General features: G+C 67.0%; 14 protein-coding genes. 4 read left to right on the top strand and 10 right to left on the bottom strand.

Annotated elements, in window-relative coordinates; genetic code table 11:
• The coding region (locus AC1DB1_RS11365; RefSeq protein WP_477200844.1) for an HNH endonuclease at positions 1-260 on the top strand (260 nt) is incomplete at its 5' end.
• A gap of 262 nt (positions 261-522) precedes the next feature.
• Here AC1DB1_RS11365 and AC1DB1_RS11360 read toward each other — a convergent pair.
• Positions 523-1,500, bottom strand: a complete 978-nt coding sequence (locus AC1DB1_RS11360) for a sugar-binding transcriptional regulator (RefSeq protein WP_477200843.1) — start codon at positions 1,498-1,500, stop codon at positions 523-525.
• 247 nt (positions 1,501-1,747) lie between these two features.
• Here AC1DB1_RS11360 and AC1DB1_RS11355 point away from each other — a divergent pair, with 247 nt between their 5' ends.
• From AC1DB1_RS11355 to glpK, 3 genes are all read left to right on the top strand, one after another.
• Positions 1,748-3,493 carry a glycerol-3-phosphate dehydrogenase/oxidase gene (locus AC1DB1_RS11355; RefSeq protein ID WP_477200842.1) on the top strand — a complete coding sequence of 582 codons (1,746 nt, stop codon included), beginning with the start codon at positions 1,748-1,750 and terminating at the stop codon, positions 3,491-3,493.
• A gap of 180 nt (positions 3,494-3,673) precedes the next feature.
• A complete protein-coding gene (locus AC1DB1_RS11350) occupies positions 3,674-4,402 on the top strand; it encodes an MIP/aquaporin family protein (RefSeq protein ID WP_373877115.1) in 729 nt (242 codons plus the stop codon).
• A gap of 75 nt (positions 4,403-4,477) precedes the next feature.
• Positions 4,478-5,998 (top strand): glycerol kinase GlpK, encoded by a 1,521-nt coding sequence (gene glpK, locus AC1DB1_RS11345; protein ID WP_271176187.1) that lies wholly within the window; start codon positions 4,478-4,480, stop codon positions 5,996-5,998.
• A 153-nt stretch (positions 5,999-6,151) separates the two neighbouring features.
• Here glpK and AC1DB1_RS11340 read toward each other — a convergent pair whose 3' ends face one another.
• The 9 genes from AC1DB1_RS11340 to sdhC form a co-directional block, all read right to left on the bottom strand.
• Entirely contained in the window at positions 6,152-6,883 is a 732-nt protein-coding gene (locus AC1DB1_RS11340) for an HAD family hydrolase (RefSeq protein ID WP_477200841.1), read from the bottom strand.
• On the bottom strand, positions 6,880-7,476 hold the full coding sequence (locus AC1DB1_RS11335) for a GNAT family N-acetyltransferase (protein WP_477200840.1): 597 nt from the start codon (positions 7,474-7,476) through the stop codon (positions 6,880-6,882). Before AC1DB1_RS11335 ends, AC1DB1_RS11340 begins: the two co-directional genes overlap by 4 nt.
• 26 nt (positions 7,477-7,502) lie before the next feature.
• Positions 7,503-8,513, bottom strand: a complete 1,011-nt coding sequence (gene trpS / locus AC1DB1_RS11330) for a tryptophan--tRNA ligase (RefSeq protein WP_477200839.1) — start codon at positions 8,511-8,513, stop codon at positions 7,503-7,505.
• Between the two features lie 30 nt (positions 8,514-8,543).
• Positions 8,544-9,380 carry an exodeoxyribonuclease III gene (locus AC1DB1_RS11325; RefSeq protein ID WP_477200838.1) on the bottom strand — a complete coding sequence of 279 codons (837 nt, stop codon included), beginning with the start codon at positions 9,378-9,380 and terminating at the stop codon, positions 8,544-8,546.
• A gap of 9 nt (positions 9,381-9,389) precedes the next feature.
• Positions 9,390-10,631, bottom strand: a complete 1,242-nt coding sequence (locus AC1DB1_RS11320; RefSeq protein WP_477200837.1) for a YihY/virulence factor BrkB family protein — start codon at positions 10,629-10,631, stop codon at positions 9,390-9,392.
• A gap of 73 nt (positions 10,632-10,704) precedes the next feature.
• On the bottom strand, positions 10,705-11,466 hold the full coding sequence (locus AC1DB1_RS11315; RefSeq protein ID WP_271176193.1) for a succinate dehydrogenase iron-sulfur subunit: 762 nt from the start codon (positions 11,464-11,466) through the stop codon (positions 10,705-10,707).
• Positions 11,466-13,265, bottom strand: a complete 1,800-nt coding sequence (sdhA, locus tag AC1DB1_RS11310; protein WP_373877114.1) for a succinate dehydrogenase flavoprotein subunit — start codon at positions 13,263-13,265, stop codon at positions 11,466-11,468. Before sdhA ends, AC1DB1_RS11315 begins: the two co-directional genes overlap by 1 nt.
• A 36-nt stretch (positions 13,266-13,301) precedes the next feature.
• A complete protein-coding gene (locus AC1DB1_RS11305) occupies positions 13,302-13,748 on the bottom strand; it encodes a succinate dehydrogenase hydrophobic membrane anchor subunit (protein ID WP_271176195.1) in 447 nt (148 codons plus the stop codon).
• A gap of 2 nt (positions 13,749-13,750) precedes the next feature.
• The gene (sdhC, locus tag AC1DB1_RS11300) at positions 13,751-14,089 is read right to left on the bottom strand and encodes a succinate dehydrogenase, cytochrome b556 subunit (protein WP_373877116.1); all 339 of its coding nucleotides are present in this window, start codon (positions 14,087-14,089) and stop codon (positions 13,751-13,753) included.
• Positions 14,090-14,096: the final 7 nt, after the last annotated feature.

Below are 14,096 nucleotides of genomic sequence, written 5' to 3'. Positions count from 1 at the left end.
CACCCTCCTACACCGAAGCCCACCACATCCGCTGGTGGAACGCCCACCACGGCACCACCGACCTCGACAACGGCATCCTGCTCTGCACCAGCCACCACCACCGCGTCCACGACGACGGCTGGGACATCGACATCCGCGACCACGTCCCCCACTTCATCCCGCCACCACACATCGACCCCCACCGCCGACCCCGCCCCGGCGGACGCCCCACCACCGGCACCACCAGCACGCTCACCGACCCCAGCGAACGCGCCGCATGACGCCCCGTTTGCCGCGCGACCCCGCGGCGCCGCCCGACCCCGCAGCGCCACCCGACCCCGCAGCGCCGTTCGACCCGCAGCGCCGTTCGATGTGGCAGCGCCGTTCAATAGCTGGCAGCCTTGGGCAACGCGCAACGCGCAACGCGCAACGCGCAACGCGCAACGCGCAACGCGCAGCGCCAGCGTCATTCACGTCTCGCAACGCAGGACAGGGCCGTGCGCCGTTCACCGCCGCACAGCATCGTTCAATGCCGGGCGGGACTCATTCGGCCAGGGCGACGAGCGCCCGAGCGGTCCCTTCGTCGACGATGAGGTCGGTGATCAGATTCGCCGCGAGTGCACCGCGCAGGCTGTGCACCTTCGACGGCCCGGAGACGACGCACACGCGCCGCGGAACCCTCTTGATGAGGTCGATGTCCGGTCCGCTGGCGCGCTCGTTCAGTGGGATGCCGTGATGGCTGCCGTCCTCGCGGAAGAAGACGGTGGCGACGTCGCCCACGACGCCGGACTCGTCCAGCGAGGCGTAGTCCGCCTGGTCGAGGTATCCGCCGGCGTACACGTGCGAACGGACCTCGGAGAACGGCGACCCGAGTCCGAAGATCGCGGCGTCCATCCGCTCCTGGATGTCGAGGATGCGCCGGGTGCTCCGCTCGTGCCACATGGCGGCCTTGGTCTGCGGGTCGTCGAACAGGGCGGGCACGGGGAACTCCTGGATGGTGCCCGAGAAGGTGTCCCCGAAGCGGCGCAGGATCTCGCTCGCATAGAGCACACCGGTCGTATAGGTGTTGCCGGCGCCGTTGAGCTGGACGAACTCGACGTTGTGCAGATCTTTGGGGATGAGGTGTCGGCTGAGAGCGCTCATGGTAGAACCCCAGGCGAGCCCGACGGTCATGTTCGAGTCGATGAAACGGTCGAGAATTCGTGCAGCGGAGATGGCGACGCGCTCCAGGCGATCGACGTCGCTGATGGCGCTCGGCATGGGCACGATGTGGGCGGCGATGCCGTAGCGCTCGTGGATGTCCTGCTGGATGCGCGACGCGCCTTCATGCGGCGTGGCGATCTGGATGGTCACCAGTCCGGAGGCGCGCGCATAGCTCAACAAGCGGGAGACGCTGGAGCGCGAGGTGTGCATCTCGTGCGCGATGGCCTCCATGGTGAGGTCCTGCATGTAATAGAGGTGACCCGCCTTGAGGGCGTCGCGGGTCTTCTCGGGGAGGTTCTCGGTGTCGGGCTGAACCACGGGGTCTCCTTGCACGTATGTGCATACGGCTTGAACAAAAGGTCGGTACATCGAAAACTATAGCTGCACGAGAACGACACCAACAGAACGACCCGCAGACGCGCAGGCGCGAGCACGCGTAGCTACACGCAGAACACACGCAGCCGCCCTGCTTTGCAGGCAACGCCAGCATCAGCATCGGAACCTGCCGGCACCTGCACCAGCACAGCCGGAATCATCACAGAACGACAGAAACAGAGGAACTACCGTGACGACGAAGTCGAACGCCGCCGAGACTCGCAGCGAGGTCGCACGCCTGCAGGAACGTCCGAACGCTCAGGTGCTCATCATCGGCGGTGGCATCAACGGCCTCGGCACCTTCCGTGATCTCGCCCTCCAGGGCGTGGACGTGGTGCTCGTCGAGCGCAACGACTTCATCTCGGGCGCGTCGGCCGCATCGAGCCACATGATCCACGGCGGCGTCCGCTACCTCGAGAACGGCGAGTTCCGTCTTGTGAAGGAGTCGGTGACCGAGCGCAACGGTCTGCTCAAGGTCGCGCCGCACTACGTCAAGCCGTTGCAGACGACCATCCCGATCTTCTCGACGTTCTCGGGCATCCTGTCGGCCCCGCTCCGCTTCCTCACGCACAAGCAGGGCAAGCCGAAGGAGCGCGGCGCGTTCCTGATCAAGACCGGCCTCACCATCTACGACTCGTTCTCGCGCGACGGCGGCAGCGTCCCCCGCCACCAGTTCCACGGCCGCACGAAGTCGCTGAAGACCCAGCCCGAGCTGAACCCGGGCATCAAGTACACCGCGACGTACTTCGACGCGTCGGTGCACGACCCCGAGCGCCTCGCGCTCGACGTGCTCGCCGACGCTCTGGCAGCCGGCCCGCACGCCCGCGCCGTGAACTACGTCGAAGCAGTGGGCACGGCGGATGGCGGGGTGCTGGTGCGCGACCGCGAGACAGGTGTGCAGTTCCCGATCGTCGCCGATGTGGTGGTCAACGCATCCGGGCCGTGGACGGACCTCACCAACGAGGCTCTCGGGCGCGAGACGCAGTACATGGGCGGCACGAAGGGCTCGCACATCGTGCTCGACAACCCGGCGTTGCTGGAGGCGTGCATGGGCCGCGAGATGTTCTTCGAGAACAACGACGGCCGCATCGTGCTCATCTACCCGCTCAAGGGCCGCGTGATGGTCGGCACCACGGACCTCGAGGCGGACATGTCCGAGCGGGCGGTCATCACGGAAGACGAGATCGACTACTTCATCGAGCTGGTATCGCACGTATTCCCAGACATCCCGGTCACCCGTGCACAGATCGTCTACAGCTTCTCGGGAGTTCGGCCCCTTCCGCACCACGACGACACACAGCCCGGCTTCGTGTCCCGCGACTACCGCATCGTGCCGGGAACGATCGACGGCCTGGGCACGACGACGGTGCTGAGCCTGGTCGGCGGCAAGTGGACGACGTTCCGCGCGCTCAGCGAGCACCTCGCGAACGAGACGCTCCAGGCACTCGGGATGCAGCGCTCGGTGTCGACGGCGGGTCTGGCGATCGGCGGCGGTGCAGGATTCCCCACGACGTCACGTGCCGAACGCGACTGGGTCGCCCGCTACGGCGCCGACGTGGGGACGGAGCGCGCCGCCGCACTCCTTCACCGCTACGGCACGAAGGCGGCGTTCGTGATCGACGCGATCACCGGCGCGGATGCGGACCGACCTCTCGAGGCCGCGCCGGGATACTCCCGCTCGGAGGTCGAGTACCTGGTGCGCACGGAGCACGTGGTGCACCTCTCCGACATCTTCCTGCGCCGCACGAGCCTGGCCTTCACCGGCGGTATCTCGGGGTCGCTGGTGCGTGAGATCGGCGAAATCGCAGCCACGGCACTCGGATGGTCGCCAAATCGGCGGTCGGAGGAGGAAGATGCATTCATAGCGGAACTCGCCGACGCCCACCGGGTGCACCTCGAATCGGAGGACGGCAGCGAAGCCGCAGCGCTCCGATAATGCACAGACGTGCATAGCACGGTCCTTGTCCCGGTGGGCCGGACGCTAATAGCGTTCAATTGCCCACCCTGACGAGAACCATCGATAAACGCACAACAGGGTGCGGATCAACTGAACAACTGGAAGGTCAACGTGGACAATATCGGTGTAGATTTCCTGTCGGAGTTGGTGGGCACGGCATTGCTCGTCCTCCTCGGTACCGGCGTCGTGGCTAACGTCGCACTCATCAAAACCAAGGGCTTCAACGGCGGGTTCCTGATGGTGAACTTCGGCTGGGGCATCGCGGTCTTCTCGGGTGTGGTGGTCGCCTACAACTCGGGCGCGCACCTGAACCCGGCCGTGACGCTCGGCCTGGTCGCGAACGGGGCTCCAGCGTTCGGTTCGGCTGCCGCGCACACCCTGGTACCGGTGAACTTCGTCACGGTGCTGCTGTACATCCTCGCTCAGTTGATCGGTGCCTTCATCGGTGCCGTCTTCACCTGGCTCGCGTACAGGCAGCACTTCGACGAGGAGCCGGAGCCGGCCAACAAGCTCGGTGTGTTCTCGACCGGCCCTGCGATCCGCAGCTACGGCTGGAACCTGGTCACGGAGGTCATCGGCACGTTCGTGCTGGTGTTCGTCGTCATCGCGTTCGGCCACCAGCCCGGCCAGGCGGCCGGCCTCGCGGCACTCGGCGCGCTTCCCGTAGCGCTCCTGGTGACCGGCATCGGTGCCAGCCTCGGTGGTCCTACCGGGTACGCCATCAACCCTGCACGTGACCTCGGTCCGCGCATCGCGCACGCTGTCCTGCCCATCAAGGGCAAGGGCTCGAGCGACTGGTCGTACTCGTGGGTCCCCGTCGTCGGACCGATCATCGGTGGACTCATCGCCGGATGGCTCGCGCTCGTCCTGCTTCCCCTCATCAAGTAACACCCTGTACTGCGCGCCGGTCCCGATCGGCGGGACCGGCGCGCACAGCCCCACCCCAAAACAAAGGAGTTACCTATGGCCGACTACGTTGTCGCCATCGACCAGGGCACCACGAGTACCCGCGCGATCATCTTCGACAAGTCCGGATCGATCGTCTCCTCCGGCCAACTCGAGCACGAGCAGATCTTCCCGAAGGCGGGCTGGGTCGAGCACGACCCGATCGAGATCTGGAACAACACCCGCGAGGTGATCGGACAGGCGCTGTCGAAGGCAGACCTCACTCGCCACGACATCGCTGCCGTCGGCATCACCAACCAGCGTGAGACGGCCGTCGTCTGGGACAAGAACACCGGTCAGCCGGTGTACAACGCCATCGTCTGGCAGGACACCCGCACGCAGCCGATCGTCGACCGGCTGGCGGCCGACGGAGGTGTCGAGCGGTTCAAGCAGATCGTGGGTCTGCCCCTCGCGACGTACTTCTCCGGCACCAAGATCGTCTGGATCCTGGAGAACGTCGAGGGCGCGCGCGAGAAGGCGGAAGCGGGCGACCTGCTGTTCGGCACGACCGACTCCTGGGTCCTGTGGAACCTCACGGGTGGTCCGGACGGCGGCGTGCACGCGACGGATGTCACCAACGCATCGCGCACCCTGTTCATGGATCTCGAGACGCTGAGCTGGCGTGACGACATCCTGGAGGTCTTCGGGGTTCCGAAGTCGATGCTCCCCGAGATCAAGAGCTCGTCCGAGGTCTACGGTCAGGTGGAGGCGTCCAGCCTGCTGCGCGAGGTGCCGGTCGCCGGCATCCTCGGCGACCAGCAGGCCGCGACGTTCGGTCAGGCCGCGTTCGACACCGGCGAGTCCAAGAACACGTACGGCACCGGCAACTTCCTCATCTTCAACACGGGTGAGGAGATCGTCCACTCCAAGAACGGTCTGCTGACGACTCTGGGCTACAAGCTCGGCGACGCCGCCCCGCACTACGCGCTCGAGGGTTCGATCGCCGTCACCGGCTCGCTCGTGCAGTGGCTGCGTGACAACCTGGGCATCATCAAGAGCGCTCCGGAGATCGAGGACCTGGCCAAGACGGTCGACGACAACGGCGGCGCCTACTTCGTGCCGGCGTTCTCGGGTCTGTTCGCTCCGTACTGGCGGTCCGATGCGCGTGGTGCTCTCGTAGGCCTCACCCGCTACGTCAACAAGGGCCACATCGCCCGCGCGGTTCTGGAGGCCACGGCCTTCCAGACCCGTGAGGTGCTCGAGGCCGTCAACGCGGACTCGGGCGTCGACCTGACCGAACTCAAGGTGGACGGCGGCATGATCGCCAACAACACCCTGATGCAGTTCCAGGCCGACATCCTCGGTGTCCCCGTCGTTCGCCCGGTCGTCGCGGAGACGACCGCGCTGGGCGCCGCGTACGCCGCGGGTCTTGCGACGGGCTTCTGGGAGAACCTGGACGACCTGCGCAAGAACTGGCAGGAGGACAGCCGCTGGACCCCGCAGATGGACGAGGAGGAGCGCGACCGTCAGATCCGTCTCTGGAAGAAGGCCGTGACTCGGACCTTCGACTGGGTGGACGACGACGTGCGCAACGCCTGACCCCGATGCTCTGACGCATCACCACGAAGCGCCGCCCGGTTCGCCGGGCGGCGCTTCCACGTGCCGACGGAAACGCGCCGACCAACCGAGCAGCGCCGACGGACCGAGCAGCGTCGACGGACCGACCAGCGCCGACCAGCCGAGCAGCGCCGACTAGCCGAGCAGCGCCGCGAGTTCCTCGAGCGACGCGATCTCGAGCACACCCGCAGCACCCGCGTCCGCGGCGTCGTCGTCTGACGCGATTGCGCCCGTGCGGTTCAGCCAGATCCCGGTCAGCCCGGCCTGAGCGGCGCCGATCGCGTCGGTGCGGAGACGATCGCCGACGTACGCGGCCGCGCGGGGCTCCACACCGAACACGTCGCATGCATGGCGGAAGATCCGCGCATCCGGCTTGACGACACCGACCTCGCCCGAGGCGATGACGTGTTCGACGCGGGCGTCGAGGCCGACGGTGGTGATCTTGCGGGTCTGGAAGGCGAGGTCGCCGTTGGTGATCAATCCGAAGCGCACACCGGGGATGCGCCGGGCGAGCGCATCGAGACAGGGGAGCGCATCATCATGCAGCCGCCAGCTCTCGACGTAGCGCTCGAAGTAGGTGGCGAACCAGAGACTGGCCGCGTCGTCGTCGAGGGTCACGCCGTGCCGGGCGGCGAAGTCGCGGGCGCGCGCCTGCCGCTGTCCCTCGAAGTCGAGCCGGCCGGCCAGGTAGGAGTGGTAGTGGTGCTCCTCGAGGTCGTGCCAGAGCGAGACGACGGATGCAGTGTCGAGCGAACCATAGGGCTCACCGAGCGTCGCGACATGCGCCTCGATGCCGCGGGCGACGGCGGCCCGATGGGCGAAAAGGGTGTCGTCGAGGTCGAAGAGCACGACCTGGATGCCGGTCACCGCGGCTCCGGATCGCGCTGCACGAACGTCTCGTCCGGCCACCCCGCCGCCGGAACCCGTTGGTCGTCACGGAGCAGGCCGGCCTGCCAGTCGTCGAGGCGCCGACCGCGCTGGGTCCCGCCCCGGCGTCGCAGCCCCTCGAACCGGAATCCCGCCCGGCGCGCGACCGCCGCCGATGCGGCATTGCCGGTGAACGCGTGCCAGACGACGCGTTCGAGGCCGAGACCGTCCTGTTCAGCGGGGGCGAAGGCGTACTCGAGCACGGCGGCGACCGCCTCCGACATCAGGCCGGTGCCCCGGAGCTCGGGGGCCAGCCAGTAGCCGAGCTCCGCCTCGCCGTCGCGGATGCCGTCGAGCCCGACCATCCCGTTCAGTTCGCCGTCCGGCGAGAGGCGCAGTCCCCACGTGCACGACGTGGCGTTGGCCCATCCCTCCACGACGAGCCCGAGCACGAACGTCTCGGCGTCGGTGCGCGTGTACGGCGAGGGCACGGTGGTCCAGGCCGCCACCGCGTGTCCCTGGCACAATTCGGTGACGCGGTCGAGGTCGGACGCGACCGGAACCGAGAGCACCACGCGTGAGCCCGTCAGCACGACGGGCTCCCGCGGCACGGCCAGCGTCATCGCGCGCGGCGGAGGAAGCCGATGCGGTCGTAGGCCTTCTCCAGGGTCGCCTCGGCCACCTCGCTGGCACGGTCGGCGTTGCGTGCGAGGATGCGGTCGAGTTCGGCCGGGTCGGACAGCAGTTCGAGGGCACGCTCGCGCACGGGCGCGAAGGTCTCGACGACGACCTCGGCGAGACCCTTCTTGAAGTCGCCGTAGCCCTTGCCGTCGTACTCGAGCTCGATCGACTCGATCGAGCGGCCGGTCAGCGACGCGTAGATGGTGAGCAGGTTCGAGATGCCCGGCTTGCCGTCGCGGTCGAACGACACGACGCCGTCCGTGTCGGTCACGGCGCGCATGATCTTCTTGCGCGTCACCGACGGCTCGTCGAGCAGCCACACGACGCCGGCGTGCGACTCGGCCGACTTCGACATCTTCGACGTCGGGCTCTGCAGGTCGTAGACGCGGGCGCTCTCTTTGAGGATCATCGCCTGCGGCACCACGAAGGTGTCGCCGAACCGGCTGTTGAACCGCTCGGCGAGGTCGCGGGTGAGCTCGACGTGCTGCCGCTGGTCGTCGCCGACGGGGACGATCTCGGCGTCGTACAGCAGGATGTCGGCGGCCATCAGCACGGGATAGGCGAACAGGCCGACCGACGTCGCCTCGGTGCCCTGCTTGGCCGACTTGTCTTTGAACTGGGTCATGCGCGCGGCCTCACCGAAGCCGGTGATGGTGTTCAGCACCCAGGCGAGCTCGGCGTGCGCCGGGACGTGCGACTGCACGTAGAGCGTCGACGCGGACGGGTCGATGCCGGCGGCGATGTACTGCGCTGCCGTGCGGCGGGTCTTCTCGCGCAGCTCGTGCGGGTCTTGCGCGACGGTGATGGCGTGCATGTCGACGACGGAGAAGAACGCGTCGTGAGAGGCCTGCAGGTCTTTCCACTGCAGGAGCGCGCCGATGTAGTTGCCGAGCTGCAGCGAGTCGGCGGACGGCTGCATGCCCGAGTACAGGCGGGGGAGTTTCGTCATGGGTCTACCTCGAGGAAGTGTGCGGATGATTCAGACGGCGTAGTCGACGACCACTGGCGTGTGATCGGACCATCGCTCGTCGTAGGCCGAAGCCCGATCGACCGCGACATTCGTGACGGTCGCCGCGAGGGCAGGGGTGGCGAGCTGGTAGTCGATGCGCCAGCCCGTGTCGTTGTCGAAGGCCTGCCCGCGCCAGGACCACCACGTGTACGGCCCGTCGACGTCACCGGCCCACTTACGGCCCACGTCGACCCAGCCCAGGCCGCCGCCGGCGTTGTAGTCGGCGTCGCCTTCGGCACCCACGAACCGGTCGAAGTACGCCCGCTCGTCGGGCAGGAACCCGGCGCGCTTGACGTTGCCCTTCCAGTTACGGATGTCGAGCGTGCGGTGCCCGACGTTGAGGTCGCCCATCACCACGGCGTAGTCGCTGTGCTTCTGCAGTTCGGGCAACCGCGCCTCCACCGCGTCGAGGAACTTGTACTTCTCCACCTGCTTGGGGCTGTCGGCCTCGCCCGAGTGCACGTAGGCGCTGACCACCGTGACGATCGAACCGTTGACCTCGTAGTCGGCCTCGAGCCACCGGCCGGCGCTGTCGAAGTCGTCGGGGCCGAGGACGACCCGGTGGATGGACGCCTTGTCGCGGCTCGCGATGGCGACGCCCGCGCGTCCCTTGGCGGTCGCGGGGTCGTGCAGGATGTCCCACTCGTTGCCGAGCAATTGCTGAACGTCTTCGGTGCTGGCTCGCACCTCCTGGATCGCCAGGATGTCGATGTCACGCTCGTCGAGCCACGCGCCCATGCCTTTTCGATACGCGGCGCGGATGCCGTTGGTGTTGATCGTGGCGATTCGCAAGGGCTTTGCAGGCATGCATCAAGCCTACCGGGAGCGGCCGACGGTCCCCTCGTCGAGCACATCGTTCAACGCGTTCTGCGCGCGCTCCACGGCCCACTGGGCCTGCAGCCGGTTGTACCAGCGGGAGTGCGCCAACTGGCTCTTTGCCTCCTCCAGCTCGGAGCGCGCCACCAGCACGCGGGCGTCGTACTCTGCGGCTGCCTTCTCGGCGGCCGCCTGCTCGGCGGTGACCACGCGCGGCGAGAGCCCGCGGTCGAACATCCCGACCGCGATCCACGAGGCCGAGAGCAGCATCACCCGGGAGACCAGGTTGAACCAGAGCAGCAGACCGATGAAGACCGCGAAGGTGGCCAGCAGCGGGTTGTTGGTCGCGCTGCCCAGGAACAGGCCGGCGAGCGCACTCAGGCCGGCGAGGGCAGCGCTGCCGAGCAGGGCGCCGAAGAACAGGTTGCGCCACGGGATGGCGACGCGCGCGAGCACCCGGAACATCGCTCCGAGCGTCACGATGTTGAGCACGACAGAGACGAAGAGTCCGGAGATCCGGGTGACGACGGTCGTCAGCAGCGTGTCCTCGAGCCCGAACAGCTGCAGGAGGAAGGTGAGGGCCTCAGTGCTGAAGATCGTGAGGATGGCCGAGACCAGGAGGACCACTCCGAAGAGCAGGGCGAGGCCGAGATCGCGCACCTTCTGCAGCACGTAGTTGGTGGTGTCGCGCGTCAGCCCGAACACGGCTCGCACCGCCTGGCGGGTGTAGTACAGCCATCCGATTGCGGTCCAGAGCAGGCCGATGGCCGCGATGATCCCCGTCCAGCCGAACGAGGTCGCGTTCTCGAGCTGAGCGACGTCGATCGCGCCCGGCTCTCCGTCGACGGCGATCAGTCCCGGCACCGCCCGGTTGATGAGCTCGATGAGCGCCTGAAACACCTGGGGGTTGCCCGTCAGCCACAGGCCGGCGACGGAGAACGCGACCCAGAGGGCGGCGAATACGGCGAACAGGCTCTGATAACCCATGCCGGCCGCGCGGAGGTTGCCATCGCTGTAGGAGAAGTTCATGTAGACGCGGTACGGCCGCAGGGCCTTCACCCATTTCGCCCATCCGGTGACGGTGGCGACCGGCTTCTCGAACCGCTCGCGCAACGGCTCGGCGGCGTCGGTGACCCGCTCTTTCAGCGACTCCTTGTCGACGGGCTCCACCGTTCCCCCGGCGCGCTGAAGCGACGGATCAGGACGCACCGCGCGCACATCCTTCGACTTCTTGGCGGCCACGGCCTCAGCCTAGCGAGAGAAGAAATGCCCCCGGTCCTGCGACCGGGGGCATTTCACATCGAGTCGGCTGCGCTCAGCGCTTGCCGCGCATGATCGCCTGCTTGACCTCGGCGATCGCCTGGGTCACCTGGATGCCGCGAGGGCAGGCATCCGTGCAGTTGAAGGTGGTGCGGCAACGCCACACGCCCTCTTTGTCGTTGAGGATGTCGAGGCGCACCTGCGAGTTGTCGTCGCGCGAGTCGAAGATGAAGCGGTGCGCGTTGACGATCGCGGCCGGGCCGAAGTACTGCCCGTCGGTCCAGAACACCGGGCACGAGGAGGTGCAGGCGGCGCACAGGATGCACTTGGTCGTGTCGTCGAAGCGTGCGCGGTCGGCGACGGACTGGATGCGCTCCTTGTCCTTCGGCGGCGTCGAGTTGGCGACGAGGAAGGGCTGCACCTCGCGGTAGGAGGCGAAGAACGGCTCCATGTCGACGATGAGGTCCTTCTCGAGCGGCAGGCCCTTGATCGCCTCGACGTAGATCGGCTTGGTGATGTCGAGGTCTTTGATCAGGGTCTTGCAGGCGAGGCGGTTGCGGCCGTTGATGCGCATGGCGTCGGAGCCGCAGATGCCGTGCGCGCACGACCGGCGGAAGGTCAGCGAGCCGTCCTGCTCCCACTTGATCTTGTGGAGCGCATCGAGGATGCGGTCGGTCGGGAACATCTCCACGTCGAAGTCCTGCCAGCGCGGCTCGGTGTCGACGTCCGGGTCGAACCGGCGGATGATCAGGGTGACCGTGAACGACTGGATCGGCGCCTCAGGGGCGGGGGGAGTCTCGAGGACGGCGTTCGACATCAGTACTTCCTCTCCATCGGCTCGTAGCGGGTCATCACGACCGGCTTCCAGTCGAGACGAATGTGATCGGCCGCGTCGGACGAGTGCGGGTCGCCTGACAGGTAGGCCATGGTGTGCTTCATGTAATTCTCGTCGTCGCGCTTGGGGAAGTCGTCGCGCATGTGGCCGCCGCGGCTCTCCTTGCGATTGCGGGCCGAGAAGACGACGACCTCGGCGAGGTCGAGCAGGAAGCCGAGTTCGACGGCCTCGAGCAGATCGGTGTTGAACCGCTTGCCCTTGTCTTGCACCACGATGTTCTTGTAGCGCTCGCGCAGGCCGTGGATGGTCTCGGTCACCTGGGCGAGGGACTCGTCGGTGCGGAACACCTGGGCGTTCTTGTCCATCTCGTCCTGCAGCTCCTTGCGGATGGCCGCGATGCGCTCGGTGCCCGTACCGGTGCGGAGGTCGTCGATCAGTCCGCGGACGAACGCAGCCGGGTCTTCCGGCAGCGGAACGGCCGTGGCGGTCTTGACGAACTCGACGGCGTTGTTGCCCGCGCGCTTGCCGAACACGTTGATGTCGAGCAGCGAGTTGGTGCCGAGCCGGTTGGAGCCGTGCACCGAGACGCAGGCGCACTCGCCCGCGGCGTAGAGGCCGGGGACGACGGTCGTGTTGTCGCGCAGCACCTCGGCGTTGTTGTTGGTCGGGATGCCGCCCATCGCGTAGTGCGCGGTGGGCATGACCGGCACGGGCTCGACGACCGGGTCGACGCCGAGGTAGGTGCGGGCGAACTCCGTGATGTCGGGCAGCTTGGTCTCGAGCACCTCGGCGCCCAGATGGGTGCAGTCGAGCAGCACGTAGTCCTTGTGCGGCCCGGCGCCGCGACCTTCCGCCACCTCCTGCACCATGCACCTGGCGACGATGTCGCGTGGTGCGAGGTCCTTGATCGTCGGGGCGTAGCGCTCCATGAAGCGCTCACCGCTCGCGTTGCGGAGGATGGCGCCCTCACCGCGAGCGCCCTCGGTGAGCAGGATGCCCAGCCCGGCGAGGCCGGTCGGGTGGAACTGGAAGAACTCCATGTCTTCGAGCGGGAGCTTCTTGCGCCAGATGATGCCGACGCCGTCACCGGTGAGGGTGTGCGCGTTCGAGGTCGTCTTGAAGATCTTGCCGAAACCACCCGTGGCGAAGATGATCGCCTTCGAGTGGAAGACGTGCAGTTCGCCGGTCGCGAGCTCGTAGGCCACGACGCCCGCGGGCTGCTCGACGCCGTCGACCTCGTTCATGATCACGTCGAGCACGTAGAACTCGTTGAAGAAGTTGATGCCGAGCCGGACGCAGTTCTGGAACAGCGTCTGCAGGATCATGTGGCCGGTGCGGTCGGCCGCGTAGCAGGCACGGCGCACGGGCGCCTTGCCGTGATCGCGGGTGTGACCGCCGAACCGGCGCTGGTCGATCTTGCCTTCCGGCGTGCGGTTGAACGGCAGACCCATGTTCTCGAGGTCGATGACCGCGTCGATCGCCTCTTTCGCGAGGATCTCGGCCGCGTCCTGGTCGACGAGGTAGTCGCCGCCCTTGACCGTGTCGAAGGTGTGCCACTCCCAGTTGTCCTCCTCCACGTTGGCGAGCGCGGCGGCCATGCCGCCCTGCGCAGCGCCCGTGTGGGAACGCGTGGGGTAGAGCTTCGAGATGACGGCGGTCTTGGCGTGCGGCCCGGCCTCGATGGCCGCGCGCATGCCGGCGCCACCGGCGCCGACGATCACGATGTCGAACTCGTGGTAATGGACGCCGTCGATGACGGTGGATTCGTTGGATTCAGTCACAGGGATTTCCGTAGTCATTGGCTACTAGTCGGCGAATTACTTGACCGGGCAGAACGACGGCAGCAGATCGGCCGGGGCGCCTGCGGGGCACGGTTCGAAGGTGAAGATCACGAGGGTGCCGAGCACGACCAGCACGACGACGGCCGCCAGGATGGCCCACTTGAGGATGCGGTTGACCGTCTTGTTGTAGGCGTAGTCGTTCACGAGGGTGCGCATCCCGTTGCCGCCGTGGATGAGCGCCAGCCACAGCATCAGCAGATCCCAGACCTGCCAGAACGGGGTGGCGTACTTGCCGCCGATGAACGCGAAGTCGATCTGCTTCACGCCCTGGCCGAGGACCAGGTTCACGAAGAGGTGACCGAAGATCAGGATGACGAGCAGGACTCCGGAGACCCGCATGTAGATCCAGCCCCACTTCTCCCAGTTCGTGCCTTTGCGGCGAACGGGACGGGCCGGTGTGCGGGGAGCGTCGATGGTGGTCATGATCAGCCGGCCTCCCCGAAGATGTGGACGAGTTGCACCGGGACGAAGCCGGCCATCAGCACGACCCAGATCACGATGACGATCCAGAACATGATCTTCTGGTACTTGACGCCCTTGCTCCAGAAGTCGATCAGGATGATGCGCAGTCCGTTGAAGGCGTGGAAGGTGATGGCGCCGACGAGGGCGATCTCACCGAACCCCATGATCGGGTTCTTGTAGGTTCCGATCACCGCGTTGTACGCCTCAGGGCTCACCCGGATGAGTGAGGTGTCGAGAACGTGGACGAGGAGGAAGAAGAAGATGGCGACGCCGGTGATGCGGTGCAGCACCCACGACCACATTCCTTCT

The organism is Leifsonia sp. 10N434 (genome assembly GCF_056394405.1).
The sequence above is the reverse complement of the archived record's forward strand: the minus strand, read 5'-3'. Positions and strand labels throughout refer to the sequence as shown.

Excerpts from the sequence above, each read along its gene's own strand:
- trpS (WP_477200839.1), bottom strand. The coding sequence starts at position 8,513 with ATGACGAAACTCCCCCGCCTGTACTCGGGCATGCAGCCGTCCGCCGAC.
- AC1DB1_RS11315 (WP_271176193.1), bottom strand. The coding sequence starts at position 11,466 with ATGTCGAACGCCGTCCTCGAGACTCCCCCCGCCCCTGAGGCGCCGATC.
- sdhC (WP_373877116.1), bottom strand. The coding sequence starts at position 14,089 with ATGTGGTCGTGGGTGCTGCACCGCATCACCGGCGTCGCCATCTTCTTC.
- AC1DB1_RS11325 (WP_477200838.1), bottom strand. The coding sequence starts at position 9,380 with ATGCCTGCAAAGCCCTTGCGAATCGCCACGATCAACACCAACGGCATC.
- glpK (WP_271176187.1), top strand. The coding sequence starts at position 4,478 with ATGGCCGACTACGTTGTCGCCATCGACCAGGGCACCACGAGTACCCGC.
- AC1DB1_RS11305 (WP_271176195.1), bottom strand. The coding sequence starts at position 13,748 with ATGACCACCATCGACGCTCCCCGCACACCGGCCCGTCCCGTTCGCCGC.